This is a genomic window from Flavobacterium sp. DW-iso2, assembly GCF_058725285.1.
Genome location: NZ_JBZXDY010000005.1, coordinates 158,132 through 183,386 on the forward strand (window position 1 = coordinate 158,132; position 25,255 = coordinate 183,386).

Annotated in this window: 20 protein-coding genes; 9 read left to right on the forward strand and 11 right to left on the reverse strand. The window is 34.7% G+C overall.

The window, feature by feature from the left end; translation table 11 throughout:
* Positions 1–292 precede the first annotated feature (292 nt).
* A complete protein-coding gene (locus tag AC4PRO_RS05475) occupies positions 293–763 on the reverse strand; it encodes a JAB domain-containing protein (RefSeq protein ID WP_492116601.1) in 471 nt (156 codons plus the stop codon).
* A 586-nt stretch (positions 764–1,349) separates the two neighbouring features.
* Between AC4PRO_RS05475 and AC4PRO_RS05480 the strand changes: the two genes are divergently transcribed.
* The 6 genes from AC4PRO_RS05480 to AC4PRO_RS05505 all read left to right on the forward strand — a co-directional run bounded on the left by AC4PRO_RS05480 (position 1,350) and on the right by AC4PRO_RS05505 (position 11,252).
* Positions 1,350–2,912 (forward strand): type I restriction-modification system subunit M, encoded by a 1,563-nt coding sequence (locus tag AC4PRO_RS05480; protein ID WP_492116602.1) that lies wholly within the window; start codon positions 1,350–1,352, stop codon positions 2,910–2,912.
* Positions 2,912–4,180 (forward strand): restriction endonuclease subunit S, encoded by a 1,269-nt coding sequence (locus AC4PRO_RS05485; RefSeq protein WP_492116603.1) that lies wholly within the window; start codon positions 2,912–2,914, stop codon positions 4,178–4,180. The genes AC4PRO_RS05480 and AC4PRO_RS05485 overlap by 1 nt, the downstream gene beginning before the upstream one ends.
* Positions 4,181–4,422: 242 nt before the next feature.
* Positions 4,423–5,370, forward strand: coding sequence for an Abi family protein (locus tag AC4PRO_RS05490; RefSeq protein WP_492116604.1), 948 nt, complete (start codon positions 4,423–4,425; stop codon positions 5,368–5,370).
* Between the two features lie 21 nt (positions 5,371–5,391).
* Positions 5,392–8,265 (forward strand): type I restriction endonuclease subunit R, encoded by a 2,874-nt coding sequence (locus AC4PRO_RS05495; RefSeq protein ID WP_492116605.1) that lies wholly within the window; start codon positions 5,392–5,394, stop codon positions 8,263–8,265.
* Positions 8,266–8,424: 159 nt separating this feature from the next.
* Positions 8,425–9,258 (forward strand): hypothetical protein, encoded by an 834-nt coding sequence (locus AC4PRO_RS05500; RefSeq protein WP_492116606.1) that lies wholly within the window; start codon positions 8,425–8,427, stop codon positions 9,256–9,258.
* Entirely contained in the window at positions 9,255–11,252 is a 1,998-nt protein-coding gene (locus AC4PRO_RS05505; RefSeq protein WP_492116607.1) for a DEAD/DEAH box helicase, read from the forward strand. Before AC4PRO_RS05500 ends, AC4PRO_RS05505 begins: the two co-directional genes overlap by 4 nt.
* 76 nt (positions 11,253–11,328) lie before the next feature.
* On the opposite strand, the gene AC4PRO_RS05510 is transcribed toward AC4PRO_RS05505, so the two are convergent.
* The 8 genes from AC4PRO_RS05510 to AC4PRO_RS05545 all read right to left on the reverse strand — a co-directional run bounded on the left by AC4PRO_RS05510 (position 11,329) and on the right by AC4PRO_RS05545 (position 18,471).
* On the reverse strand, positions 11,329–12,252 hold the full coding sequence (locus AC4PRO_RS05510) for a HipA domain-containing protein (RefSeq protein ID WP_492116608.1): 924 nt from the start codon (positions 12,250–12,252) through the stop codon (positions 11,329–11,331).
* Positions 12,245–12,559, reverse strand: a complete 315-nt coding sequence (locus AC4PRO_RS05515; protein WP_492116609.1) for a HipA N-terminal domain-containing protein — start codon at positions 12,557–12,559, stop codon at positions 12,245–12,247. The genes AC4PRO_RS05510 and AC4PRO_RS05515 overlap by 8 nt, the downstream gene beginning before the upstream one ends.
* Positions 12,560–12,561: 2 nt before the next feature.
* Positions 12,562–12,771, reverse strand: a complete 210-nt coding sequence (locus AC4PRO_RS05520; protein WP_016989164.1) for a type II toxin-antitoxin system Y4mF family antitoxin — start codon at positions 12,769–12,771, stop codon at positions 12,562–12,564.
* 264 nt (positions 12,772–13,035) lie between these two features.
* Entirely contained in the window at positions 13,036–13,518 is a 483-nt protein-coding gene (locus tag AC4PRO_RS05525) for a tyrosine-type recombinase/integrase (RefSeq protein ID WP_175460264.1), read from the reverse strand.
* A gap of 99 nt (positions 13,519–13,617) precedes the next feature.
* Complete coding sequence (gene mobC, locus AC4PRO_RS05530) at positions 13,618–15,600, reverse strand: conjugal transfer protein MobC (protein ID WP_492116635.1); 1,983 nt, start codon at positions 15,598–15,600, stop codon at positions 13,618–13,620.
* 17 nt (positions 15,601–15,617) lie between these two features.
* Positions 15,618–16,910: a relaxase/mobilization nuclease domain-containing protein gene (locus tag AC4PRO_RS05535; RefSeq protein ID WP_492116610.1), complete on the reverse strand. Its 1,293-nt coding sequence runs from the start codon at positions 16,908–16,910 to the stop codon at positions 15,618–15,620.
* A complete protein-coding gene (locus AC4PRO_RS05540) occupies positions 16,898–17,287 on the reverse strand; it encodes a plasmid mobilization protein (RefSeq protein ID WP_074722683.1) in 390 nt (129 codons plus the stop codon). Before AC4PRO_RS05540 ends, AC4PRO_RS05535 begins: the two co-directional genes overlap by 13 nt.
* 281 nt (positions 17,288–17,568) lie before the next feature.
* On the reverse strand, positions 17,569–18,471 hold the full coding sequence (locus AC4PRO_RS05545; RefSeq protein WP_492116611.1) for a DUF8464 domain-containing protein: 903 nt from the start codon (positions 18,469–18,471) through the stop codon (positions 17,569–17,571).
* A gap of 155 nt (positions 18,472–18,626) precedes the next feature.
* Here AC4PRO_RS05545 and AC4PRO_RS05550 point away from each other — a divergent pair, with 155 nt between their 5' ends.
* The 3 genes from AC4PRO_RS05550 to AC4PRO_RS05560 all read left to right on the forward strand — a co-directional run bounded on the left by AC4PRO_RS05550 (position 18,627) and on the right by AC4PRO_RS05560 (position 21,131).
* Positions 18,627–18,920: a hypothetical protein gene (locus tag AC4PRO_RS05550; RefSeq protein WP_492116612.1), complete on the forward strand. Its 294-nt coding sequence runs from the start codon at positions 18,627–18,629 to the stop codon at positions 18,918–18,920.
* 316 nt (positions 18,921–19,236) lie between these two features.
* Entirely contained in the window at positions 19,237–20,739 is a 1,503-nt protein-coding gene (locus AC4PRO_RS05555) for a DoxX family protein (RefSeq protein WP_492116613.1), read from the forward strand.
* Positions 20,740–20,867: 128 nt separating this feature from the next.
* Positions 20,868–21,131 (forward strand): DUF6520 family protein, encoded by a 264-nt coding sequence (locus AC4PRO_RS05560; RefSeq protein ID WP_492116614.1) that lies wholly within the window; start codon positions 20,868–20,870, stop codon positions 21,129–21,131.
* Between the two features lie 70 nt (positions 21,132–21,201).
* Here AC4PRO_RS05560 and AC4PRO_RS05565 read toward each other — a convergent pair whose 3' ends face one another.
* Together AC4PRO_RS05565 and AC4PRO_RS05570 are read right to left on the reverse strand one after the other, a co-directional pair.
* Positions 21,202–23,841: a S9 family peptidase gene (locus tag AC4PRO_RS05565; protein WP_492116615.1), complete on the reverse strand. Its 2,640-nt coding sequence runs from the start codon at positions 23,839–23,841 to the stop codon at positions 21,202–21,204.
* A 3-nt stretch (positions 23,842–23,844) separates the two neighbouring features.
* Positions 23,845–25,242, reverse strand: a complete 1,398-nt coding sequence (locus tag AC4PRO_RS05570; RefSeq protein WP_492116616.1) for a RagB/SusD family nutrient uptake outer membrane protein — start codon at positions 25,240–25,242, stop codon at positions 23,845–23,847.
* Between the last annotated feature and the right edge of the window lie 13 nt (positions 25,243–25,255).

Below are 25,255 nucleotides of genomic sequence, written 5' to 3' on the forward strand. Positions count from 1 at the left end.
TACAATCTTTTGGAGATTTAGAATTCTACTTAAAATATATATTTGGTATTCTTATGTTTCATTAACAGGAATCACCTCAAGATAGTTACCTTAAAAATAAGGGAGTATAAATTTCAAAAATGCTAGGGAAATCTACTCTAGTTGTTCGGTTTATAAATTTCTGTTTTTTTCGAAATTTCCTCGACAGATTTTATTTTTGATTCGATAAACTAATCAGATTTAGTGATCAAAAAAAACTAAAAAACAGTTGAATTGAATTCAGGTCTGTCATTTTTAGTATTATTAAAAGGGGCTATAAAGCCCCTTCATCAGTAAATGAATAATAGTTCTCTGTAGTAATAATTAAATGATCTAATAATTGGATATCAAGAATCTTACTGGCTGCTTTAACCTTAGCAGTAATTTGTTTGTCAGCTTCAGAGGTGATTAGTTTACCTGAGGGATGGTTGTGAATCATTATGATCCCAGTAGCATTGGCTTTTAGGGCTGCGGCAAATATCAATCTAATATCAACTACAGTTCCAGTGATACCTCCTGATGATATTTCATAAGCACCTAGTACTTTGTTGCTGTTGTTTAATAGTAAGATTTTAAATTCCTCAAAGAATTCAATGGTATTTGGATTCCAAATCTGTAAAGCAATTTGATAAGCAGATTTAGAGGATGTGATTAGAGGACGTTCGGCTGCTTTTACTCTTGATTTGTAATGCAATTGGATTTCTGAAACAGTTCCCCAATTTAGATTTTTAGCATGATTTTCCATGATTTCTATAATTAAAGATTAATAATAGAACTCGAAAGGTCATGGGCGAGCGAGTGCAAAAAGCAACGCAATAAAGGGAGGGGAACCCGAGTATTTATGGGGGAATTTTTTGCTAGCGAACCGAAGCCTATTACCTAACTTTGTTGTAGTATTTGTCGAAGGTTAGTCTCTAAGAATTGGAAATGTTTGCTCAAGTACCTTTTGTTGTATATGCCATTTTACGGTGACAACTGACTCAAAGGTTTATAATTAGAATTGGATGGTTTTAATGAAATGATTTAAAGGTGTTCAGATAGATGTACTAATTATTCGTTTTCACAATTAGTTGAATAGGAAATGAAGTGGCCAGTTCTAGCATTTTTCAAAATACATCTCAAATAAACTTTCTGAATTAGTTGCATAAACTTTATAAATCTCACTAAAACTGGGTATTGCCTAATCCTCAAAATCAGTGTTATTTTGCATGTTAACTAAGAAAGAAACCCAAGCAGATAGAACGTACGAAAATAAAACGGCCTAAAAAAGCTAAAAACTACGAATTACCTTATCTTACACAATCTTAAACAAATTTGAATACAAACAATTAATGGCAGCCGAACAAAAACAAAAATTAGAACAACAACTCTGGAACATCGCAAACACCCTACGTGGTAAAATGGATGCCGACGATTTTAGAGATTACATACTAGGTTTCATCTTCTACAAGTACCTGAGTACCAAAATGGATTTGTATGCCAACCAAATACTACAACCAGACGGATTAACCTTTCAGGAGATTGAAGGACATGCTGATGAAGCATTGCTAATGCAGGAAGTAAAACAACTTGCCATTGATAAATTGGGCTTTTTCTTAGAACCGTCAGAGCTGTTTTCTGAATTGGCGCATAGAGGAAATGCCGGTGGAAAAAACAATTTCATTCTGGGCGACCTTGCCAAAGTACTCACGCACATTGAGCAAAGTACCATGGGATCTGAGAGTGAAGAAGATTTTGGAAACTTATTTTCTGATCTTGATTTAACCTCTCACAAATTAGGGAAGTCGGAGAGTGATAAAAACGAATTGATTGTAAAAGTACTTACCCATCTGGATGAAATTGATTTTGATTTAGAAAACACCGACAGCGATGTCCTGGGCGATGCTTACGAGTACCTCATTGGGCAATTTGCCAGTGGAGCAGGTAAAAAAGCGGGAGAATTCTACACGCCGCAACAAGTAAGTAGTGTTCTCGCCCAACTCGTAACCGTGGGCAAAGACAAACTAAAAAGTGTCTATGACCCAACTTGTGGGTCAGGTTCGTTATTGTTGCGTGTTGCCAAAGAAGTCAAAGACGTTAGCGCTTTTTACGGGCAAGAAATGAATCCTACGACCTACAATCTTTGTCGTATGAACATGATCATGCATGATGTACACTACAAACGTTTTGACATCAAGAACGAAGATACCTTAGAACGCCCACAACATATTGAACAGCGTTTTGAAGCCATCGTTGCCAATCCGCCATTCTCGGCCAACTGGAGCGCAAGCCCATTGTTTATGACTGACGAGCGTTTTTCTGCTTATGGTAAACTAGCTCCAAGTTCTAAAGCCGATTTTGCCTTTGTACAACACATGGTACATCAATTGGCGGATAACGGAACGATGGCGATTGTTTTGCCGCACGGCGTTTTGTTTCGTGGCGGCGCCGAAGGTCACATTCGTAAATACTTGATTGAAGACAAAAATTACCTTGATGCCGTAATTGGATTGCCTGCGAACATCTTTTACGGAACTTCTATTCCTACTTGTATCATGGTATTCAAGAAACAAAGGGAAAATACAAAAGACGTTTTGTTTATAGATGCCAGCCAACATTTTGACAAGGTGAAGACCCAAAACGTGTTACTGGACGAGCATATTGGCAAAATTATAAGTACTTATCGTAACCGTACCGAAGAAGACAAATACAGTAAGGTAGCAACACTGAAACTGATTGAAGACAATGATTATAACCTAAACATCCCTCGTTATGTAGATACTTTTGAAGCCGAAGCAAGTATTGATATTAATGCCGTTGCAAAAGAAATAAAAGCCTTGGAAATACAAATAGGAGAAACGGATAAAACGATTGAATCTTTTTGTGCCGAATTAGGAATTGAAACCCCATTTTAATGAGTACAGTAGCACAACTTATCGGAAGGAAAAAAACTGAGATACCGCAACTGCGTTTTCCTGAGTTTACAAGTGAATGGGAAGAGAAAAAGTTAGGTAATTTACTAGAATTTAAAAATGGTATAAATGCGACAAAGGAGCAATATGGACGAGGTGTAAAATTTATCAACGTCTTAGACATTCTGAATAACGATTTTATAACGCATGAAAAAATTATTGGCAGCGTTGATGTCGAAGAAGATATTGCTAACAAGTTTTCTGTAAATTATGGAGATATTCTTTTTCAAAGAAGTTCCGAAACAAGAGAAGAGGTTGGTACTGCTAGTGTTTACCTTGACAAAGAAGTTCCTGCAACTTTTGGAGGATTTGTTATTAGAGGAAAAAAGATTGGCGAGTACGATCCTGTTTTTCTAAATAAGTTATTGAAAACCGACATATCAAGAGATGCGATAACTTCCAAATCTGGTGGTAGTACAAGGTACAATATTGGACAAGAAACTTTAAATTCAATATTCTTACCGTTTCCAACTCTCCCAGAACAAACCAAAATCGCTTCTTTCCTAACGGCAGTAGATGAAAAGTTAACCGCCTTAAAGAAAAAGAAAAGCCTTTTGGAGCAATACAAAAAAGGCGTGATGCAGCAAATTTTCGCTCAAGAATTGAGGTTTAAAGATGATAATGGCAATGATTATCCGGATTGGGAGAAGAAAAAATTGGGGGAGGTTTGTGTAATGACTTCTAGTAAAAGAGTTTATTTAAATGATTATGTAAGCGAAGGAATACCTTTTTATAGAGGAAAGGAAATTTCTGAATTAAGGTTGAACAAATTACCTTCGGATTTATTATTTATATCAAAAGAAAGATATGACGATTTTAAATCTAAATATGGTATTCCTTTAAAAAACGACATTCTAATTACTGCTGTTGGAACTTTAGGTAATGTTTTAAGAATAAGAAATGATGATCCATTTTATTTTAAAGATGGAAATCTAATTTGGTTAAAAAACATAACTGAAAATGCTTGTTTCTTGGAGATTATATTAGAATGGGAAAATAGTGAATTAATAAAAACTTCGATTGGTTCAACACAAAAAGCATTAACAATGATAGAATTAAGAACGCTAACATTTAATTTTCCATCCTTACCAGAACAAACCAAAATCGCGAATTTTCTATCGGCAATCGATGAAAAAATCAATCATTGCCAAGAACAAATAGAGAAGGTTGGGATGTGGAAAAAGGGATTGCTGCAGCAATTGTTTGTATAAATAAAGACAGTAAAAAGGTAAAGGTATCGAATTCGACACCTTTATAAAAATATAATATGATGAATTGATTATGAAAATAGCGTTAAAAAAGATCGTAGATTTAAAAAAATGTCGGATATTTGTGCCACAAATCGCCACAATTGTGTCTCGATTTTTTTATACTGACAGTTGCTCAACTAACAATAATACACCTCTCATGCCTCTCTTAGATGCACACTTGAGAGGTTTTTTCTTTTTGTACCATGAGTAAAAAAAACTACAACAAAACACCTTTATCCTTTCAGGATCAAGTATCGCTTTTGAAACAAAGGGATTTAGTCTTTGACAATGAGCCAAAGGCAATTGACTATTTACAGGAAATAAGTTATTATCGGTTGAGTGCTTATTTTTTGCCTTATCAGAAAACGAAGGATAAATTTAATCCCAATACCAACTTCAAACAAATCATCGAAACGTATTCGTTTGACCGGGAATTAAGATTACTAGTTTTTGATTGTATTGAACGCATTGAAGTGGCCATTCGTACGCAAATGGTTTATGGAATGGCAACGCATTATAACGATTCCCATTGGCAGGACAATCAAAATCTGTTTATTACCCCTTATTACAACAAAATAGGAAATCTTGCCGACCCGTATTCTAATTTTCAGTCCATTATCTCTAAATCCAAAACCGCAAGAACGCCAGAAGTGTTTATCAAACATTATATTGATCATTACAGCAAACCCTCCAATCCGCCATCGTGGATGTGTTTAGAATTATTAACGATGGGTGAATTATCTCATCTGTACCGAGGATTAAAAAACAACAGTGATAAAAAACGGATTGCCAATTTCTTTGATGTTCATCCAACGGTATTCGTATCTTGGCTTCATACGCTTACGTATGTGAGAAATATTTGTGCGCATCATTCGAGATTATGGAACAGAGATTTGGCTATTGAACCAGAAAAATTGTTAAAACCTGTTGGTAATTGGGTAAGTAAGCCATTCGAAAACAATAAAAGAATGTTTTACTTCATTTGTGTTTTGAAATACTTGATAACGCGAGCAAATCCTGGAAATAGTTTAAAGGATAAGCTTCAAAACCTATTTAAAAAATACCCAACAGTACCTATTCAATACATCGGCATTCCATCAGACGGAAAAGGAAATACATTAGATTGGGAAAATGAACCTATTTGGAAATAAAAAACGCAGAACAAAAATAATATGAGTCACCAATCTGAAGCACAACTAGAAAACAACCTAATCAAGCAATTGCGGGGTTTAGGTTATGCGTCTGTAAGAATTCAGGACGGAGACTCCTTAGTCGCTAACCTGAAAAGCCAATTGGAATTGTTTAACGAAACTAGCTTCAGTACGAAAGAGTTTGATGCCGTTTTGAATCATCTCGCCAAAGGCAATGTATTTGAAAAAGCCAAAACCCTACGCGATCGTTTTCAATTGACTAAGGAAGATGGGACTTCGTTTTATGTTCGTTTTTTTAATAGTGAAGATACAACTGCTAATGTATACCAGGTAACCAACCAAATCAGTCAAGAAGGAAGCTACAAGAACCGTTATGATGTGACGCTTTTGGTCAACGGCTTGCCTTTGGTACAAATAGAACTCAAACGTTCCGGCACCGAAATTAAAGAAGCCTTTAACCAAATTAATCGCTACCAAAAACATTCGTTCTGGAGCAATCACGGTTTGTTTCAATACGTGCAACTCTTTGTGATTAGCAATAGTGTAGATACGAAGTATTTAGCCAATAATAAATTACAATCGGTCAAACAGACCTTCTTTTGGGCTGATGCCAATAACAAAAATATTACCGAATTAATAGAATTTGCAGCAGCATTTTTAAACCCAACCCATTTGGGCAAAATGATAGCGCATTATATTGTCATCAACGAGACGCACAAAGTCATGATGATTTTGCGTCCGTATCAATATTTCGCTACCGAAGCTATAATTCATCAGGTTAAACATTCTAGCGATAACGCTTATATTTGGCACACTACGGGTTCGGGGAAAACCTTAACCTCTTTCAAAGCGAGCCAAATTATAATGGATTTGCCAGAAGTGCACAAAGTGGTATTTGTAGTCGATAGAAAAGATTTAGATTTCCAAACGATGAATGAATTCAACGCCTTCAAGAAAGACAGCGTTGATGTGACTGACAACACACAATCCTTAGTAAAGCAACTGACGGACAATACCAAACTGGTTTTAACTACGATTCAGAAATTAAACAATGCTGTTTCAGATCGATTCAAACACAGTATTGAACCATTGCGTCATAAGAAGATCGTCTTTATATTTGATGAGTGCCATCGTTCTCAATTTGGGGAAACCCACGAGCGCATTACGAAGTTTTTTGATAAAAGTCAGCTGATCGGTTTTACTGGTACGCCTATTTTTGCCGAAAACGCTTCCAAAAACGACAAGGGAAAACGAACCACCAAAGATTTGTTCGGCAACTGCCTCCATAAATACGTCATTACCGATGCGATTCATGATCAAAACGTTTTGCCTTTTGGAATAGAATATGTGGGGAAATACAAAAATAAAAGCAAATCTTTTATTGATATTGAAGTAGAAGAAATAGACAAACAAGAAGTGCTGGATTCGCCCAAACGGATTGAGAAAATTGTCGATTACATTATAGCCTACCACGATCAGAAAACGTTCAGCAAGCAATATTCGGCACTGTTGACCGTGAGTAGTATTGACAATGCCATGCAGTATTATGATTTCTTTCAACAAAAGAAAGAAGCGGGAGAACACGATTTGCGCATAGCGACCATTTTTACCTATGGTGCCAATGAAGATTCAGACGAAGCACAAGATTTTTTACCAGGAGATTATGATTTTGATGTAGCAGCCGAACCAGAAAGTAGTTATTCATCAAGTCACAGCAGAGATAAACTAGAAACGTATATTGGGCATTACAACCTAATGTACAATGGTAGTTTTACCACCAGAGACTCCAAATTATTTGAATCGTATTTTAATGATATTAGTGGACGTTTAAAAAACCGTGAGAAAGAAAACTTCAATGATAAGAAAGACCGTTTAGATATTGTCATTGTAGTCAACATGATGCTTACCGGTTTTGATGCCAAGAAAGTAAATACCTTGTACGTAGATAAAAACTTGAAGCAGCACGGCTTAATTCAGGCATTTTCAAGGACTAACAGGATACTAGGAGAACAGAAGTCACAAGGGAACATTCTGTCCTTTAGAAACCTCAAAAAAGCGACCGACGATGCGATTACTTTGTTTTCGAACAAAGACGCCATAGACGTAGTTACGATTCCCGACTATGAAAAAATAGCCAAAAAATTTGCCGACGCCTTGAAAGCATTGCGTGAAATCACACCAACATACCAGAGCGTAAATGATTTGAAAGACGAAGAAGCGCAAGCTTTATTTGTGCAAGCCTTCCGGAAATTGATGCGTAACATGAATGTCTTACAATCCTACACTGATTTTGATTGGGAGGATTTAGAAATAGAGCAACAAGAATTTGAAGATTACAAAGGGAAGTACCTAGACTTGTACGAAAAGGTGAAGCAAGACACCCAAGTACAGAAAACTTCGATCCTAGATGATATTGATTTTGAATTAGAGTTGATACACCGGGATAAAATAGGAGTGGCTTATATCCTGAAATTATTATCACAATTGAAAGGCGCAAACACCTCAGAAGCCAAAGCCCAAAGAAAAGCCATATTGGATTTATTAGGCGGAGACATCAAGCTAAGAAGCAAACGTGAGTTGATCCAGAAATTCATTGACGAAAACATGCCGCACATCAAAGACGGCGATGCCATAGAAGAGGAGTTTGAAAAATTCTGGCAAGAGCAAAAAGTTCTAGCCTTAGGTAAACTCTGCGAAGAAGAACACCTGGACAAAGCCCAGTTCAAAGCCCTAATCGATGCGTACATCTACAGTGGACGAGAACCCATAAAAGACGAGGTTTTTCAATGCTTAGACAATAGACCTAGTATTTTGCAAGCAAGAGTTATTGGTGATCGGATAATTGCTAAAATGAAGGAGTTTGTGGAGTTGTTTGAAAAGGGGATGGTGGCTTAGGATAACGGAAATATAAAAACGAAACTTTACTAAATTAACTTGTATTAATACAAAGATGATTGAAAACTAACTTATCGAGTTCAAAACATGTTGTTATAACGTCTATCGAAATTACAGAATTAAAACTATAAACTAATATAAAATTACTAGAAAACCTAAATGTCATTAACTATAACCAATAAATCTAAGAGTAAATGTACTAAATATGAATTTAGTATTTATGAACACACATTATTATTAGCTGATTTAGATACTTATATTCTTGATGTTTTATATGATGAAACAAACCTTAATTATTTATTTCAGGTCGATAAACCATTGAGTACTAATGATCGAATAAAACAACTACAAAGATTTATTGAAAATAGTTTTAAAAATAGAGAACATGAAATTACAGATGCTGAAATTAAAAAGTTTATTGATGACAATAAAATTCAATCATATTACTCTTTTTTCGCAGAAGCCTTACTTGCCAGATTAAATATTCAATTTTTAGATTCCAAATTAATAATTGGAGTTATTAATGTTGGCGATAATTTGAAGGTTGTTGGAACAGGTGCAGATGTGTGTATGTTTAGTGACGAAAAATTAGTACTTGGTGAAGCTAAATTTTATGGTGAACTATATGGTGGTATTGATAAAATTGTAAAGGATACATCATTCCTTAGTAAATTAGAGGATTACATATCAAAAGTAATAGGATCTGATAAAGAGATAATTTTAAAAGGTATTGATGGGAATATTTGCATAAAAACTGTTGAGGAAATAAAAAAAATATCTTTGATTTTATCAGGGTTTGTTTTGCATACAAAAGAAGATCCTGTTAGTAATTATGACAAGTCATATAATCTGATAGAAAAGATTAAAATCAAAGAATTAGAAGCTCATTACAATGTTCATCTATATCATTTACCAATAGAATCAAAAAATGAATTAATCTTTAAAGCTCAAAGAAAAGCTTTAGATCTAATAATTAAATTGAAAGGGATATGATAAATCAGAAAAATAGAGAAGAATTAATCAAACTTTTAGATAGCTCGGATGAAACCGTAACATTAGAAGATTTGTTCATGTTTGATTTATCTCCTTATTATGACGAAAAAAAAGATGAATCCTTTTTTTCTAAACAACTTGAATTTATACAAGAAAAAAATGAATTGAGTCATAATACAAATATTTCATTTACATCTGAACAAATTAGAATTTATAATGGAATAGTAGAAAGTGAGAGAACTATAATTTCTGCTCCTACAAGTTTTGGGAAAACGATGCTTGTGAAGGAATATATTTTTAAGTATCAGCCCAATATCATAGTTTTTATTGTACCAACTAATTCATTAGCGGATGAGTTGCTGGAAGATTTCACAACCTTATTCTCTGATTTAGGATATACTATTTTTGACTCTATAAAAAAAGTTCAAACAATAAGTGATAAAAGCATTTTTATAGGTACACAAGAGAAATATTATAAAATACTAGAGCATTACATTGATAAAATAGACTTGTTTGTAATCGATGAAGCTTATAAGCTGTCTGATAAAATAAAAGGTAGTAGAGAGGTTATACTAAATCGTGTTTTTATTGATACAATAAATATTTCTAAAAAAATCATCTTATTAATGCCTTTGGTCAATTCTATCAGTGGATTAGATCAATTAAAATTTAATATTTTAAAATCAGATTATGCTCCTGTAGCCAAAAATTTTAATTCAATTGAAAATTTAGATCAAAGAATAAAAGAAGATATACAAAATGTAGAAAAAAACAATCTAATATATTTTAGTTCACCAAAAATATTAGAAGATTTCTATATTAAAAATTTAAAAGAAATAGAGTTACCAATTGAAATTACAGATATATGGGTAAAGAGAGTTGAAGATGATTTTCATCCTGATTGGCTCCCAATTCAAGCCTTGAAAATTGGAATAGGTGTGCATTACGGTCCAATGCCAAAATTTATTCAAAAAAAGGTAATTGATTTATTCAATAGCTCATTAATTAAAAATTTACTTTCTACAAGTTCTATTATCGAAGGAGTGAATACTCCTACGAAAAATATTTATATAGTATCATCTAGAGATATACTTGGTGATAAAAATTTAGTCAAATATAAAAATTTGATAGGTAGAGCGGGGAGATTAGGTCAGCACAAAGTTGGAAATATATATTATGATACAAAACATAAGCAGCAGTTTGAAAAAGCCAATATTCCTTATGAACAAATTGACATAGTATTTGTACTAGAGAATAGTGCTGAAATTATTGAAATAAATAGAGAAGATTTATTTTATAAAACAGCAGACATAAGCAAAGATTCATCTAATGAAAACCCGATTACACCAAAACCATATTTAGAACATTCTAATTATGAAAATGTACCTCAAATAGAGGTAAGTAAATTGTTAAATAAACACGGTTTCACTGTAAATCAATTAAAAATATTTCTTGATTATGCTCAGACTAAACCTAAGTATTTTCTTGGATTCATAGGGAAGATTGAACATGGTATTGATGTAGTTTGTTTTAATATTGCTATAAATTCAAGGTTTTCAACTTTTACACAAATGGTCGATGAATTAGCCTCTAAAAAAAGTAATATAGACATATCTCAAATTATATCTTCTCTAATAGAGATGATTTATAATATTATACCATTTAAGATTATACCCTTGATAAATTTCACCATAGACATCAATGATTTGTATAATGAATATAATGGTATAAATTTATTATCAGATGATATAATTAAAGAAGCAAATAGAAAGAAAGCTCAATTTTATTCTAAATTTATTGGTATTGATAACCCTAAAAACGAATCATTAATAATTATCAATAAGTTATTTGAATATGGGATTCCTTATCAAAGAGTAAATCCTTATTTAGAAATTATTACAGAAAAATTACCTAATAAATTTTCTATTTATGATATAAAAAAAATAATATTTGCTGATGAATCCATGACTGATCTAAGAATCTATTTTGAGTAGTTCTTTAAGTAATTTTCTATGTGTAAATAAATGCGGTGAATAATCAACTTAATCACCGCATTTTTTGCGTAGATCATTAAAACAATGCTATTCTAATTTCCAAAAGTTCCAAATACTTCTCTTTCATTTCATCAGTAAGAAAAGAAATTGCAAGCAACTCCTGCCATTTAGGAGTTGCTTTTTTCATTTGTTCTAGAATTGTAGCTATTGTTTTTTCGTTGAGTTGTAATCTTTCTTTAGCATAATACTCTATAAAATCAGTAGCTTTCAAGTTGCTCTTTTTTCCTTTCAAGGGGAGTGCAATTTCTTCATTGGGATTTTTAATCGCTATGGTAGAATTCAGAAAATCATAAATAGGGGAGAGGGTAGTTTTACCATTTTTGGTAATCAAAGAAAAGTTTTTCAAGTGCATGTCTTCATTTCCAGTTACAAAACAAAAAAGAATTCTTTTAAAAAAGTCTGCTTTCTCAATAGCCGGAAAAGAACAATATTCATCCAATACCGGAATTAGTTTTTCCATAGTAAAATGGTATTTGGTATCTCTCGTATGTCCCGTTAACTGTGCGAAATCTTCGGTTGCCCATTTTTTTCCTTTGCCGTGACGATCAAAACGTTTTATGAAATAAGACAAACTTCCATCTTTTCCGTACAACATTCCATGAAAAGGAACGTCCAAACCAAATGCTTTTGCCATTCGCATGGTTATATCCTCATTTTCGGGCAATTGTGGGAATAAATCATTTTGTGGTTTGATGATATAGGTACCAAACTGATCTACAATTTTAAACTCTTGATCTACAATGGAAACCGCAGCACTAAGTTTTGGTTGTACCCCTTGAATGGATAGTTTTTTGGCTCTATTAGCCGCTTCTTGTCGAAGTTCTACAGCAGTGTAGGGCAAATCATTTAAGTGCGTCAATTTCGGGGCGATAAGACGCATTCCTTTTACGCTGTATTTATCTGTTCCGCACAGTTCGTAAGTAATGGGACATCTATTCATTTTCCAATGTTTTAACCGTTACAGATCCTACTAAATCATTTCCTGTAGCAATGAGTTGAGAGAAGTAATCTTTTTTGTCAATTTTGCCAATGCGCAACAATCCTTCTAGCATCACACCTTCGGGTAATAATCCTTCAAAAAATGAAGGAAAGGAGTTGTAACTGTATTTTTTATGTGTTGTAGGCATAGTCAAAGAAACCGATTCACCATTATAATCAAGATCATATTCAAAATGATACTCTTTATTCGTAATCTCGGACAAGATTCCAGCTCTATTGCCGTGAACCAATACTATTGCTTGTCTCATGTTTATTTATTTAGAGGGCTGATGAATTCTACTTTTATATTCAATACCTTAAGTACTGCAAGCAGATTATTAAAGCGTATCGTTTCTTTGTTCTTTTCAATATCAAAAACAGTAGTTTTTCCTACTCCTGCAAGGTTTGCCAACTCCAGTTGGGTAAGTCCAGCTTCTTTTCGATGGTCTTTTATCAAAGTTCCTAAATTGAAATCATTCATTTTATACTGTTTAGGCGGTAAAAATACGGTATTTATTTAATGTATTAAATTTTTTAATAGAAAATAAGTCGATATTACTGTTATTGCAGTAAATTTAAGTAATAAATGATAGTTTCTACTTATGAAAAGTAAGAAAGATGTGAAATTGCTGATATAGCGGTAATAATCATCATATATATATATATGCGGTGATTAGCAACAATTACCACCGCATTTTCTTGATGTAAACAAACTTGTTATAAAACAGTTTACTGCATTATGTATCTAACTTTTTTTGAAATATTTGGAATTTTCAAATACATCATCAATGATTTTATCTAGTTTTTTGTTGGGTAGTTTATTAAGGTAGGCCTGAGTAGTTCTGATCTCGGTATGACCAAGCATTTCACTAATGGCATCAATTGGTGTAGTTTCAAATTTTAGAAATGTTACAAACGTATGTCGCGCAGTGTAAAAAGTGATATGCTTGCTAATTTTTAAAACTTCCATCATTTCTTTCAGCCCTGGATTTATTTGCCCAAGTAATTTATGACTACGGTATTTAATCTGTTTAGTGGTCATCTCTTCCGTCAGTAAAAGAGGGAATAAATAGGCGTTCATTGATTTTTGATTGTAAACTTCTAGTATCTTAAGCGAATGATCCCGCAGCTTAAAATTCAAGTGTACCCCAGTTTTAGTTCTTAAATAGGATAGTCTACCATCGTACAAATTTGAGTTGTTTAATTTTAGCAAGTCTATAAAATTCATTCCTCTACAATAAAAACTAAATAGATACATGTCTTTTGCAAATTGATGATCTTTATTTGAGCTAAAATCTTTCTTTGGCGTAATAGTCAATACAATCGACTACTTCTTCAACACCAAGTAAGCCAGTCCAGGATCATTCAGCAAACGTTCCATCTCAGAATGAATAATGTCCTGCACATCCTGTTTAATTTGAAGATAATTACGCTGCACCATGGCATTGTCTAACTTTCGAATAATTGGAATTTCTTTATAGTTATCCTGTTCTTTTTTTAGTGCTTGATGGTCATTTAGAATTTCGCAATGAAAAGTCTTCAATTCAATTTTGCAGTCAGGATCATCAGCTACCATACCTACAAATTCACCAGAACTTAAAGACGAAATATTGGAGGGTGGCACAGCAGACTCTAATTGTTTAGAACGGCTTATAGAAGTATCTCCGCTATTAATTGAAAGGCTTTCTCTGTCCTGCATAATTTTCCCAAATCGCTCCGAAAGTTGCTTGGCAGTATCTCCTGTTACTTGACCGCTAACAATATTTCCGGTGATGTTCATAATTACATCAGCCTGTTCGCGTCCATACTCCTTACGGAGCTGACTGAAGTCTTGAATCCCCAAACAAGTGGCGACTTTATTAAATCGTGCAGTGGCAATAAGGCTATCCATATTGTTGAGATATATTGTTGGGAATTCATCAAATATCAAACTGCTTTTCTGTTTGCCTTTTTGATTTACTTGTTTGATCAGCCTACTTACATAGAGTGATAAAACAGCACCATATATTTGTATTTTCTGTGGATTATTTCCCATGCAAACAATCTTTGGCTCTTCTGGATTATTGATATCTAACGTAAAATCGTTTCCAGATAAAACATAATACAGTTGGGGAGAGGAGAGACGTGCCATCGCTACTTTGGCGGAAGCGATCTGACCTTCTAATTGTTCCATAACATCGTTGAGGTAGGCATTGACAAAAGGGTTTATTAATACCTCGACTTCATTCTCCGTGCGCAATAGGGTAAAGAGACTGTCATAGTCCGCTTGCATGAGTTCAATCACATGGGGAAGCGTACAAAATTGTCCCTCCTTGTATTTTTTTAAATACCAGATAATAGCTGTTAGAAAATTGATAGGAGATTCCACAAAAAAATCGCCCTGACGTTTGATCCATTCTCGGTTGAGTCCCATAAGAATAGTGCGGGCGGATTCGGCTGCATCTGTAATATCCGTCATAGCAGAAGGATCTAACGGATTGCATCGGTGGGTTCGTGTTAAGTCATCAAAATTGATGATGTAAAATTTAGGACCTATAGGATATTCGTGTTTGTGATTCAGCCACGTATTATAAGCTATTCTGGAAAGATCATCGAATTTAAAATCATAGACGAACATGGTAAATCCTTTTCGAATATGTTGGGTAATCACATGCCGAATAACAAAATAGGATTTTCCGGATCCTGGAGACCCCAAAACCATCAAAGCTCGAAAAGGATTGATAATATTAATCCAACTGTTTCGTACCTTATCTTTCAAATGATAACGCGCTGGAAGATTGATCGAAAATTCATTTTCGAGTAGGCGTTCTTCTTGTGGGAAAGTCTCATTTTCTTTGTTGAAGATATCTTTGCTATTTAGTCTGTTTTTAATGATTCGGGAGAGAATAGTACCTCCAGAAAGTATCAATAGAAAACCAATCGAAGAAATCGAAATGTACAAAATCGTTACTTCCGTTATATTGATTTTGAGTAGTAAGCAAAGCGAACTTAAAAAATAGATTAATAGTCCCGTACTAATATAAGCAAAAGCTGTTTTATAATTTAGTTTCTCTTGTTTTCTGCCTTTGGCACCCAATAAAGAAATGAAAAGAAATCCTAAGGCAAATAACTTTGACTTATGAAAATTACTAAATAAACCAGCCTTATAAATATTGCCTAAGATCTGGTCGCTAAATGCACTACTGAATCCCCAGAATTTGAAAGAGGAGTAACAGTAATAGTAAAAATGCAATCCTAAAAGTAGGATGCTGATAAGCCGAGTCATATCTAATATTTTCCTCAAGGCTTGGTCGTTTTCTCCAGTTTGCATAGCCATAATTTAATAGTTTACTGATTATCAGAATGTCCTTTTCTTTTCTTCTTTTTGCGCTTTCCTTTTAACTGCTTCGGTAAATAATCGGATGCTTGTTCTGGCTGTAGTAACGGATCCAATACTTTTCCTAAATCGCTAATAGGGAGTACGGTCGAAGTCTCTTTTAAAATAGAATCTTGAGAATCCCATTGACGCTGACCCTCCCTAGAATTTTTAATTCTAAAAGTTGTTTTATTTTGACTAGCAGATTCTGCTCCGCAACGCTCTTGAATTGCTTTAGCACTGTATTGTTTTCCCAAAGCGCTGCCATTAAAAACACACTTTGTTCTATGGTCAACATAGGTGATACCATAAAGTAAACCATCGGTATTCTGACGAAGTACAGCCTTGATACCCTCTTTTTCCAATCTTTCTAATAGTTCTGGAAGTCTGACCGTTTTCTTACTCAGTAATAGAAGATCAATCGTGTTTTTGACCCTTAGCTTATGAGGCTTTCGACGCTGTTCGTTCTGAATGAATTTCTCTTCTAGAAATTTAAGCGTTGGCTTACTGTAAAAGTCACTCGCTTTAATGGGTACTCCAACCTTATTTCCATTTTGATCTAGAATCCGATATAGTAATCCTTTATTGGCAAACACCCTCGAATTTTCGCTACCGCGATCAGCCAATATATTGTATTGTTGCAAGACTGCATTAAGTTCTGGAAGGCTCGTGTATTTATATTGGTTTAGCACTACATCGAGCACCATAGTTATAGCTCTTTTAGTGGGAGTATGGCCATATAACACTTTGCTAGCTGCAACTGGCCTGAGTTCATAATCTTGTTTTCTTTTATGACGTTCAGCGGGAACTAAACCAAAAGAAATTTCTATTTCTTTTCTGGCTATTTCAGACTGGTTTTGACCAATGTTTTGGGTATCAATTCTGCTTCCATCTTCCCTCACTTTTATGGAGACGATGTGAATGTGAGGATGTCCCGCATCATGATGCTGATAGACCAAATAAGGTTGTTGGCCAAAGCCAATTTTCTCCATATAAGTATGCGCAATAGCCATTAGTTTTTCTTTAGATAAAGATGTTTCTGAAGGGTCAAAATTCAAAGAAATATGTACGCTATTTCGTGTCACATTTTCGTTTAAGGCAGTTTGTTTTAACATCCGATTCAGCTTTATATTTATTGCCAAATTAGCATCGTCAATAGGGTAATTTCCTGCCCCCATAAATACCGCCACTCCTTCTTTGACTTTGTTTTCATTGTAGTTTAAAATACGATGAATAGAGTGTCCTGTTTTGATTACCGTAACCATAATTCTGCAAATTTTTGGATGGATTTTTTAACTTCATCAATCTTATTAAAAAGAATTTTACTTTCTAGTTCATAGCGAATCAACCAAATTTTAAATTCAGGAATCTGCTGGAGAATATGAAGCTTTTTTACAGCCTGATTAAAGTTATTACCTATTGCATTTAGCTCTTTTCGCAGCTGAATCATTTGCAACATAAATTCATCCAACGAAGCGTCTCTGTAGGTAGTTACAATAGGCTTATCAAAAAGACTTCTGCGTACATAATCACTCAGTTTTCGGCAGGTACTGGCTTTCCATTTTCGCTCTATTTTTGCATACTCGGCAGCTGTTAAACGTAGCCCAATTATGCGTGTTCGGTTTGAATTTCCTTTTTCCATAATCTCTCATTTTACTCATTAATTCAATATTTTCAACTTGTCCATGCGGAGCGGCAATACTTCATTTCATTGTGTTTAGGCCTTTTTTTTGCTTTTCAGTTTCACTGCCTACGAGTCCCGAGTGATAGGCAGCCAGACTCGGTTGTTTAACAACCGGACATCTGGCCGATTGCAGGAACGTGGCAATCTTTTAGCTACTTTTAATGGCCTTAGTTCATAAAAGCTGTTTTTAGTAAATTGCATGGGATAGTACTAATTTACTTTGAGAAATGGAATAGTAGCTAACTGTTTTTATGCCTCAAATTATTCTTTTTTGACTTTCCAAAATTCACTGACCAATCGTTGAGGTCTTTGTAGTTTCGATAAAGCGTACTTTCATCCTTGTATTTAGTACTCAGAGAAAGTGCACGCTTGGTATAACTTTGACCTGTTTCATCCCGGTCAAGATAAAGCCGAATGGATTCATGATTTTCCATAAAAAGACGTGCTCTTTCGAAAAAAGAAACAGAGTTTAGAATCACAAAATCCTGACTATTTTCAGGAAGGTTTTTGGTCATCGCTTTAAAGGATAAATAGTCAAAAAAGCCTTCAAAAACGACTACCTCATTACTGCCATTTTCGAATGTGGTTATTCCCTTTGGTGAAGCTGTTGTTTTGAAATAGGGATTTCTAATTTCATAGCCTCCCAAATCATTTTTGAAACCAATTCCGTAGTAGGTATTATCATTTAAACTATAGTGAACTTCCTTGCAAAACTGTTGAGCAATTGCAACTGGAATAGTACGCTGTTCGAGATAGCGTAATAGCGAATACGAAGTCAGTGTATTTACTTCCACAATCTTAATTTTGGGTTCTTGCTGAACACTATTTTCTAAAGAGGAAAGTAGTGGCTGTTGAAGAGAAAGATTACCACTTAAGTTGCGTAGTAATTCAGGAATGGTACACTTGTAAAATTCGATACCAAAATCAATCAAGTTTCCGCCTTTGCCAAGGCCGTGGTCATACCAACGATTTAATCTGCGATTGATTTTAAAAGACGCTTCTTTTTCATCTCTAAATGGCGAAAGGTACCAGTAGTCATTGTACCTAATTTTTTCAGGTTCAAAACCCAAGGACTTTAAGTAGTTAACTAGATCTATTGCTTTGGCTTGCTCTATTGAAAAGCTATTGTTGCTGAAATTCATAACATACATTTTATCAGGTTCATAATTCAGATTCCGCTTACTAAAGTAAAAAAGCTAAATCCCTTGACCAATCCTCATCATATTTTGACTGGGATAAATTGGAGTAAGCTTCTTATTTTTGGAGTACTGAATTATTAATTTAAAACGAGAAGATTATGCTAACAACAAATGATGTAGCCCAGGTTTTTGATACGATCCTTAGTATCCCTGGCATGAATGAGCTGGTGAAGATTGATTTGAAAATCTCCCGTAAAAATGTATTGTTATTAAACCATGTTATCGAACGTGGATTATTGACTAAAGTAGATGATAAAGCATCAAACTTATTGACCAGTGTTCCAGATGAAAATTTGGAAGAGTTGCGGGCACTAGGAGGGGAGTGCTTATTAAAAGCCGGAATGATAGAACTAAGTGAAAAACTAAATGCGTTGAGTGGAACCACGAAGTAGAAGGGGTCATTAAATAGAAATCAAAAGAATACCAAGTAAACTGATACTATTTATTTGGCATTCTTTTGGTTTAATCATCTTCGGTTCTAGTAATAGTTATTCCTATCCTTTATTCGAAAATTGGCTTGATTTTCAAATATTTTGGCTTGATTTTCAAAGCATGTTTCGAAAAAAAGGAATGTACTTTTGGTAAGTATTTAAGAATGATTGTTTTAAATAAGCGTCAACACTTTGAAACTTTAAAATCTAGATCCAGAGAAACTTCAAAGTTGAGAACATTTAGAATTCATTCGGTTTAACCCTAAAAGGAACAGATATGAATTTAAGTGCGACAATAAAGAATGGAATAATTGAGATAATTTGCCTGTTATACATACTGCTTTTTGTTTATGCTGCTGTGAGTAAATTATTGGATTTTGAAAACTTTCAAGTGCAGCTGGGACAGTCACCATTACTAAGTGCTTTTGCAGGATGGGTATCTTGGGGTGTCCCCATTGTGGAGCTAGTCATAGCCTTACTTTTACTTGTTCCAAGATTTCGTCTTGTGGGTCTTTTTGCTGCTTTTAGTTTGATGGTTATGTTTACGACCTATATCATTATCATTTTAAATTTCAGTTCTTTTATTCCTTGTTCCTGTGGAGGAATACTTGAAAATTTAGATTGGACTGAGCATTTGGTGTTTAATATTTTATTTGTTCTACTGGCATTTACGGGTATAATGCTGTTACTATTTAACCCAAAATATGTTGGTAGTAAGAATCAGTATAATAGAACTTTTAGAACGGTCTCTATCACCTTATTGAGCAGTATTGCTGTTGTAGTTTTACTTTTTGTATTATCGGAAGATATTATTCATCATCGCAACAACTTTATTCGTCGTTTTCCGCATCATCCAGTTACAAAAATTAATGAATTAGATTTAAAACATCCGTCCTTCTATATTGCTGGAATCGAGAAGAACAAAGTTTATCTAGGTAATTATGAGGCACCACTTCATGTCATAGTAATCGACATTGGGTTACAAACGAAAAAAAGTTATGTTATAAGACTTTCCAAATCTAACCTTCCTTTTCGTTCTGTACAAGTACGTGTCCAACCACCGTATTTTTATTTGATGGACGGTACCGTTCCTTGCATCTTTAGAGGTAATCTTACCGATTGGAAAGCCAGTTTATGGATGTACGATAAAGTTTATTTTGTTAAAGGAGAGCCAATAAATAAGGAGTCTTTTGCTATTCGTTCAGTAAGCAGTAAAAATCATGAAAATGTTTTAGGAACTATAACAATTAATGATGTGATTAAAGTAAGATTAGCACCGCAGCTATTGGAAAAGCAAATTGATGGTGTTTTTGATACCGATGGTAATTTAATTTATAATGAGCAATTAAAAAAAGTCCTTTATACTTACTATTATCGCAATGAGTATCTCGTATGTGATGATAGCTTAAATTTAGTACATCGAGGTCATACTATTGATACAATTAGTCGAGCGCAAATTAAAGTAACTACTATTCATTCAAAAAATCAAAGTAAGCTAAGTGCTCCTCCAATCATAGTAAATAAAAGAACAGCAACTTTTGGTAATTATCTTTTTGTTCAAGCCGGTCTAATGGGGCGTTATGAAACGGAAGAGATGTGGGATAAATCATCTATTATTGATGTCTATGATTTTATGAAAAACACCTATTTATTTAGTTTTTATGTTCCTAATCTTTTAAATCAAAAAATGACTGATTTTAGGGTAGTTGAGGATGTTTTTGTAGCCCTATACGATTATTCTATCGTTACATATAAGATACGGACTAATGCTTATCAATGAAGTGGATTTAAGATTTTACATGCACCTTGATCTTTATTAAAAAGGAATTAAAATATACTGCGCAGTATCAGGATGGCGATCGAAAACCTGTAAAAAAGAGTAGATCATTAACTTTTAATTTTAGTATTATGAAAACAAATTTTTCAAAAATGGGATTTCCCATTGCAGTAGTTGTTTTTGCGATTGCGGGAGCTTTCGCTAACAATGTTTCAAGTTCTAATTTGAGTAGCACAATTGATGTTAATGGACATCTCCCTGCTTCCTGTGAACAAACAAACGTAAAGTGTTCAACAGTTCCAAATCCGCAAATGTGTACCTCTAGTGGTCAGCAGCTTTATCGTCTGAATACTGCTGGAACTGATTGTCCAGATGTGCTATTTAAAAAAATTTAGTAACCGTTCTTAAACCAATATTTATTGGTAATACAATGCTGGATTTTTTTAAAATCCAGCATTGTTGTTTTTAATTGCTACTCAAATTATCTCTAAAGGGTTTCTCCTTAAGATAATGATCGAACCATTCTTTGGTACGCTGTGTCAAGTCATTTTTTGTCTCCCGTTTTAAAAAGGAGTGGTTTTCTCCTGGGTATACTAAAAATTGGTTTGGCTTTTGAAGCCTACGCAAGGCTAAATGCAGTTCGAGTCCTTGCGTCCAACTTACCATTGTATCCTCCAGGCCAGACCATATTAATAATGGGGTGTTGATTTTTGCAGCCTGTGCTACAACTGAGTTCTCAATGTATCCCTGATAATCTTCAAAGAGGGAAACTCCCATGCGTTGTTGCTGCGATTCGTATCTCCACATCCTAGTAGTACCGCCGGCACCATCCAGACTAAGGTATTGGCTTACAAAGTCGGTAAGTGGACAACCTGCTACCGCTGCAGCAAAAATATTGGTTTGCGACACAATATAAGCTGTTTCATAACCGCCAAATGAGGCTCCCGTCAATCCAATGTGTTGCTCTTCTACTATCCCTTTTGCAGTCACTGTTTTTACTGCTGCTACTACACAATCCGCAGCTGATTTACCGGGTTCACCTACTTGATACGCTATATCAGGATATAAAACAAGATAACCGTCCAAAGTGTAATTGGTAAGAGGAAATGCATCTATTGCATTTTCTGCTGGATTGAAATAATGATGTAGAATATTCGATTGTTTTTCGTAAATATGTACGATCATGGGGTACTGTTTGCCTTTTTGAAAATTGGACGGATAGTATAACACTCCCTGTAGTGGAGTCCCTCTAGAGTCGGTATACGAAATCAGTTCGTTATGCCCCCAATCAAAATGGTTCTGTTGTAAGTTGGTTTGTATCAAAATTTTTGGCTGTTTCTCTTTCTCAGTCTTAAACATCAATCTTGGGGATAATTTAAAAGACTGTTCTCTGTATATGTAGCTTGCGGATTGTTCTGCCTTTATCAAGTGATCTATCATTCGGTCTTTATACACCATTTTTTTTATATTTCCTTCTGGATGCCAATAAAAATAGCCTGAAGATTTGTCTTCTCCAATAGCTTCCACAAATAACCCTTTAGACAGGTCAAATTTATTCCCACTCAATACCGCATTTCCTAACAACAGTGAATCCGTATAGCTGTCCTCTGCGATTCTGTATTGAATACGTTTTTCACGGCCTTGTGTTATTCTTTTTTGTGATTTTCCATCGGCAGACAATAACCAAATATCATATTGATCATAAACAATCAGATATTTTTCATCCACTGACCATCCCGGACTTCCGTAAGGCGGGGCAGTGCCTCCACAATCATAATCCACCTCATCTATGGGGATTCCCAAAGGCAATGTCAGATTGATATGGCTATCCTCCTTAATATTGTAAACCCACCAATGCTTTTCTTTAAAATAGTTGATGAAATTTCCGGAACCGGAACCCTTGATAAAATCATATTTTCGGATCTGTTTTTCCAGTATTTTTTTGCTTTGTCCAGTACGCACATCTGTTAGTACATAATCAACAGGACTGGCAATTTCATACTGTGGTTCATATTGCAGCGGATTATGGTTTAAAGTATAATTTCCATCTGCCATTAACTGCGTTTTTGGAAACTCATCGGTTCCTATTTTAAATAATTTGTTTTCCTCGGGCCACCACACTACCATTTTGGAATTGTATTGCCAGCTTTCTGTATTCTTTTGGCTAGGGTAGGTCCATGGTGTTGCACCGTCCCATACCTGTACGATTTCCTTCTCCTTGGTCTGTAATTTCGGAGCGGTTGTATAAAAGAAAACCTTTTTGCCATCCGTTGCCATCTCCAAAGGATTTTTTGCTGGCGGTGTTACAATTTTCAGCCCCTTAAGTATATCTTCAGCAAGTAAGGGATCCAGAATATGCAGGTTGGGAACCCCATCCATATGATTCACGAAATACAGTCTGTGATTGGTTCCTTGGTATTGATCCTGCGGGAGTTCCTGTAAAAAAGCCAGTGCATTTGCCTCTTTATTCCAAATCAAGTTTTTAAAGCGTTTTGCGGAACTCTGAATTATTTCCGAAGTGCGAAAGGCTTGGTCAATCCAAATTAATTTTACGGCGTTTTCTTGCTTTGTTATAAATACCACAATTTTCCCATTGGGACTAGAACGATATTCCGCAATGTCTTTTACCGTATATTTTTGTCCAGTTCCCAAATTCAAAATACAGAGTTCCTGCTCCAGTCCTGTTTTTTTAAGGAAAGCCAAATATTTACCATTTGCTAGAAATTCATACGATTCAACATCTGCAGTCCATTGGCATTTTCCAGTTTTTAAATTCAATATCCCAAGTCCTTTTTCGGGTGCTATTGCAGCCCACCATTTTCCATCTCGACTGAAATTTTCGTCTGTTGCTAAAGGAAAAGTATATTTTTTGCTACCATAAGTTTGCTGTACAATAATAGTATCCTTTCCTGAATCATACGACAGATTATAACTCACCCACAGACCATCAGCAGCTAATTTCTCGGAGTTAAGTGTACTCCATTGGCTGTAATCAGCAGGAGAAACTTTTCTTTTTACTGAAATCTGTCCCCATATAGTTACAGATCCCAATAAAAAAAGAAGTAAAATCATATGCTTTTTGATTAATAATATAGTGTCTTTCATAATTTAGTATCCTTGATTTTGAGGTAGTAAATGACTGTTTGCTAACAGTTCAGATGCAGGTAGTGGAAGTAAATTATCTCTATCTTTCCATGCTGGTTTAATTACACTCAAAACAGTACCAGCTTTTCCAGTACGTTTTAAGTCAAACCAACGGTGCCCGAATTCAGTAAACAATTCCACTCTTCGCTCCTGTAAGACAGCTTGTGATAGTTCCTCTGGAGTACTAGAACTCGTATTTGTTAATGTTGCTCTTTGTCTTATCTTATTGATATCGTTTTTGGCTTCAGCTAGTTTTCCTAAATGTACTCTAGCTTCAGCTCGAATTAAGTATTGCTCGTCTAATCTAAAAATAATGGAATACTCCTGAGATGTTCCTGAATTCGTATCGAGCTTGTATTTAAAAGGGAAATAATAGGTGTCTGTTCCATCATTCACACTACCCAACCACTGATTTTTTCTTTGATCTCCTGTTTCAAAGGCATTGAGTAAGTCCGGACTTATAGCTTCAATATTTGGCGGCGCACTAGTAAAAATAAAAGTTCGACCTTCTATTGTATTTAAGCCCGCAACACCAGGATGCAATTGCCAAATCGTGGAAGGACTGTCTTTCAAGAAAACTAAATCCAAGTTATCCTGCCACTGGTAAAGGGCTGTTTTATTGATAATAACACTCGCTTCATTTTCAGCTAACTGCCAGTTTTCCGTATATAAAAATACTCTAGCCAGTAAGGCCGAAACGGTATATTTATTGGGACGGATTCGTTGAGCGGAAGTATACGACTCGGGTAATAGCTCTTTTGCTTCCAATAAGTCTGTTATAATTTGCTTGTATACCTCTGCTTGGGACTGCTTTGAAACCATAGTGTTAGTTTTATAATCAGTACTAGCGATATAGGGAATATCTCCAAACAAGTTTACCAAATTAAAGTGTATAAAAGCACGGATAAATAGCGCTTCTCCCTTCAAGCGGTTTCGATTATCTCCTGTAATCGCTGTTGAATTATCTACACCTTCTACGATAGCGTTTGCAGCGTAAATTTGATTGTAGCTAGAATTCCATAAAACGGAAACCCCACTATTGGAAGGTAGTAGTGTATGATTATAAAAGTTTTGCAAGGGAGAGTCACTAACCCCGTAGTAGGTTAATTCATCTGCGTAATTTCCTAACAGAATGGAAAGTCCATCAGAATTTCCCGTTATCATGCTGTAATCTCGCATTTGAGCATAGCAGTCGGAAAGAGCTGCTGTAGCTGTTTTTACATCTTGAAAAACGGCAGTTTTGATTAGTTGCGTCTTCGGGAGATCCGTTTCAGTAAAACTATCGCAACTAGAAAGCCAAAGGCATATAATAACTATTAAAGCAGCTATTAATGCAACTTGTATTTGTCTGTAATATTTCATCTTGTTAATTTTT

Excerpts from the sequence above, each read along its gene's own strand:
- AC4PRO_RS05480 (WP_492116602.1), top strand. The coding sequence starts at position 1,350 with ATGGCAGCCGAACAAAAACAAAAATTAGAACAACAACTCTGGAACATC.
- AC4PRO_RS05545 (WP_492116611.1), bottom strand. The coding sequence starts at position 18,471 with ATGAATTTCAGCAACAATAGCTTTTCAATAGAGCAAGCCAAAGCAATA.
- AC4PRO_RS05495 (WP_492116605.1), top strand. The coding sequence starts at position 5,392 with ATGAGTCACCAATCTGAAGCACAACTAGAAAACAACCTAATCAAGCAA.
- AC4PRO_RS05490 (WP_492116604.1), top strand. The coding sequence starts at position 4,423 with ATGAGTAAAAAAAACTACAACAAAACACCTTTATCCTTTCAGGATCAA.
- mobC (WP_492116635.1), bottom strand. The coding sequence starts at position 15,600 with ATGCAAACTGGAGAAAACGACCAAGCCTTGAGGAAAATATTAGATATG.
- AC4PRO_RS05555 (WP_492116613.1), top strand. The coding sequence starts at position 19,237 with ATGAATTTAAGTGCGACAATAAAGAATGGAATAATTGAGATAATTTGC.
- AC4PRO_RS05540 (WP_074722683.1), bottom strand. The coding sequence starts at position 17,287 with ATGGAAAAAGGAAATTCAAACCGAACACGCATAATTGGGCTACGTTTA.
- AC4PRO_RS05535 (WP_492116610.1), bottom strand. The coding sequence starts at position 16,910 with ATGGTTACGGTAATCAAAACAGGACACTCTATTCATCGTATTTTAAAC.
- AC4PRO_RS05475 (WP_492116601.1), bottom strand. The coding sequence starts at position 763 with ATGGAAAATCATGCTAAAAATCTAAATTGGGGAACTGTTTCAGAAATC.
- AC4PRO_RS05505 (WP_492116607.1), top strand. The coding sequence starts at position 9,255 with ATGATAAATCAGAAAAATAGAGAAGAATTAATCAAACTTTTAGATAGC.
- AC4PRO_RS05520 (WP_016989164.1), bottom strand. The coding sequence starts at position 12,771 with ATGAATGATTTCAATTTAGGAACTTTGATAAAAGACCATCGAAAAGAA.
- AC4PRO_RS05525 (WP_175460264.1), bottom strand. The coding sequence starts at position 13,518 with ATGAATTTTATAGACTTGCTAAAATTAAACAACTCAAATTTGTACGAT.
- AC4PRO_RS05565 (WP_492116615.1), bottom strand. The coding sequence starts at position 23,841 with ATGAAAGACACTATATTATTAATCAAAAAGCATATGATTTTACTTCTT.
- AC4PRO_RS05515 (WP_492116609.1), bottom strand. The coding sequence starts at position 12,559 with ATGAGACAAGCAATAGTATTGGTTCACGGCAATAGAGCTGGAATCTTG.
- AC4PRO_RS05570 (WP_492116616.1), bottom strand. The coding sequence starts at position 25,242 with ATGAAATATTACAGACAAATACAAGTTGCATTAATAGCTGCTTTAATA.
- AC4PRO_RS05485 (WP_492116603.1), top strand. The coding sequence starts at position 2,912 with ATGAGTACAGTAGCACAACTTATCGGAAGGAAAAAAACTGAGATACCG.
- AC4PRO_RS05500 (WP_492116606.1), top strand. The coding sequence starts at position 8,425 with ATGTCATTAACTATAACCAATAAATCTAAGAGTAAATGTACTAAATAT.
- AC4PRO_RS05560 (WP_492116614.1), top strand. The coding sequence starts at position 20,868 with ATGAAAACAAATTTTTCAAAAATGGGATTTCCCATTGCAGTAGTTGTT.
- AC4PRO_RS05510 (WP_492116608.1), bottom strand. The coding sequence starts at position 12,252 with ATGAATAGATGTCCCATTACTTACGAACTGTGCGGAACAGATAAATAC.
- AC4PRO_RS05550 (WP_492116612.1), top strand. The coding sequence starts at position 18,627 with ATGCTAACAACAAATGATGTAGCCCAGGTTTTTGATACGATCCTTAGT.